Below are 1,552 nucleotides of genomic sequence, written 5' to 3'. Positions count from 1 at the left end.
TTGACCAACGCCGTATCTATCGGCATAAATAACAAGGGAGCGTAATGGGGACATATCGGGTCGCACAGGTTTGTCCTAACGGACATGTCGCAACAACAGCCGCTGATCAGAATCCCGAGCTTCGAGAGGCGTTCTGCTCTAAGTGCGGTGAAGAGACCATCATGCAGTGTCCTTCGTGCAGCGCATCCATTCGCGGCGATTTCTACGTTTGAAGGCGTTTTCGGCTTGGGTGGTGATTACGAGCCTCCCTCGTTCTGCCACAACTGCGGTAGCCGATTCCCTTGGACTGAACGCAAGATTGCTGGCGCTGTTGAGCTAGTGGAAGCAGGCGCAGAGCTGTCGCCAGAAGAAGTCCAGCAGTTCCGTACCGATTTTGACGGAATTGACCAAAGACAGTCCAAAAACTCAAGTTGCATCCCTTCGATTCAAGAAGGTGATGACGAAGGTCGGCGCTTCGGTTGCATCTGGCGTGCGCGACATTGTTGTCGATGTACTTAGCGAAGCTGCGAAAAAAGCGATTTGGGGAGCTTAGAAGGAATGGCAATGACTCTCGACGAAATTAAGGCCTGCCTACAGGCCGGCAATCTTCAGATTGCGAATGAGACGGCACTTGCAAACGGCACTGGCACACAACTTCGTTTGCAAAATGGAGCAATCGTCAATAGCTACCACACCGGCAATTTCAATGTTCAGGGCAAGAACCAAGAGGCGGTAAAGGCTTGCCTTGGCGTACAACCTGCACAGGCTGCGGCACCAGCTCCACAGAATGGCGCTGCTGCTAAGCCAATGCTCAGCAAGGTATTCGTGGTTTATGGGCACGATAATGCCGCCCGAACCGAGCTTGAAGCGATGCTGCGCCGCTGGAGGCTTGAGCCGTTGATCTTGGATCAACTTCCTTCGGAAGGGCAGACCATCATCGAGAAATTGGAAAAATACACGGCAGAAGTAAAGTTTGCTGTGGTGCTGGCCACGCCCGACGACGAGGGCTACCGCGCTGGTCACGAAGACGAAAAGGCGTTCCGTGCGCGCCAAAATGTTGTGATGGAATTGGGCATGATGCTTACGCTGCTCGGTCGTAAGAACGTTGCCATTCTCATGAAGCAACAAGACAATATGGAGCGCCCATCCGACATCCAAGGGTTGCTCTATATCCCATTCAAGGACAATCTGCAAAAGGATGCAGGGCCGCTTCTGGCAAAGGAAATGGCGGCTCAGGGTTATCCCATTTCGTTGGCGAATCTGTAGGCATCGGCAAATTAAATCTATTTGGAAATAGTGCCTGCTATTTCCCAGAATGAGCCCCTTGTTGTGCTCTTAGGCTTTTGAGCGTGTCGGCGCAAAGCGCCGCCGGGCTTCGGGCTGCGCCCCGTGCCGTCTTTGTCGTCACGGCCATTCGGCTTCAATCCCTCACGCCTTCGCGCCTGCGGGCGCTGCGCGCTGCGTTTGCCTCCAGGGGAAAGCCCTGCGGACTATCCGCGCCGCGCACGGCTTGGCGCCCCTCGATGCCGCCGAACCGGCTGTGCCTGATCGGCCCGGCCAGCGCCCCGCCGCG

3 protein-coding genes and 1 pseudogene are annotated in these 1,552 nt (G+C 55.4%); all 4 read left to right on the top strand.

Annotation, left to right across the window (positions count from 1 at the left end; genetic code table 11):
- Nucleotides 1–44: 44 nt before the first annotated feature.
- The 4 genes and pseudogenes from BF95_RS30180 (at nt 45) to BF95_RS27805 (ending at nt 1,245) form a co-directional block, all read left to right on the top strand.
- Nucleotides 45–212 carry a DUF2321 domain-containing protein gene (locus BF95_RS30180; RefSeq protein ID WP_235210022.1) on the top strand — a complete coding sequence of 56 codons (168 nt, stop codon included), beginning with the start codon at nt 45–47 and terminating at the stop codon, nt 210–212.
- Nucleotides 148–366: pseudogene (locus tag BF95_RS30175) on the top strand (DUF2321 domain-containing protein); the annotation flags it as partial. The gene BF95_RS30180 and the pseudogene BF95_RS30175, both read left to right, overlap by 65 nt.
- A 7-nt stretch (nt 367–373) precedes the next feature.
- A complete protein-coding gene (locus BF95_RS30170) occupies nt 374–532 on the top strand; it encodes a DUF2321 domain-containing protein (protein ID WP_327195535.1) in 159 nt (52 codons plus the stop codon).
- A gap of 11 nt (nt 533–543) precedes the next feature.
- Nucleotides 544–1,245, top strand: coding sequence for a TIR domain-containing protein (locus BF95_RS27805; protein ID WP_011002526.1), 702 nt, complete (start codon nt 544–546; stop codon nt 1,243–1,245).
- Nucleotides 1,246–1,552: the final 307 nt, after the last annotated feature.

This window comes from Sphingobium sp. Ant17, assembly GCF_000588875.1.
In the GTDB taxonomy this organism is placed as follows: domain Bacteria; phylum Pseudomonadota; class Alphaproteobacteria; order Sphingomonadales; family Sphingomonadaceae; genus Sphingobium.
This window is presented reverse-complemented; position numbering and strand designations above follow the sequence as displayed.

Excerpts from the sequence above, each read along its gene's own strand:
- BF95_RS27805 (WP_011002526.1), top strand. The coding sequence starts at position 544 with ATGACTCTCGACGAAATTAAGGCCTGCCTACAGGCCGGCAATCTTCAG.
- BF95_RS30180 (WP_235210022.1), top strand. The coding sequence starts at position 45 with ATGGGGACATATCGGGTCGCACAGGTTTGTCCTAACGGACATGTCGCA.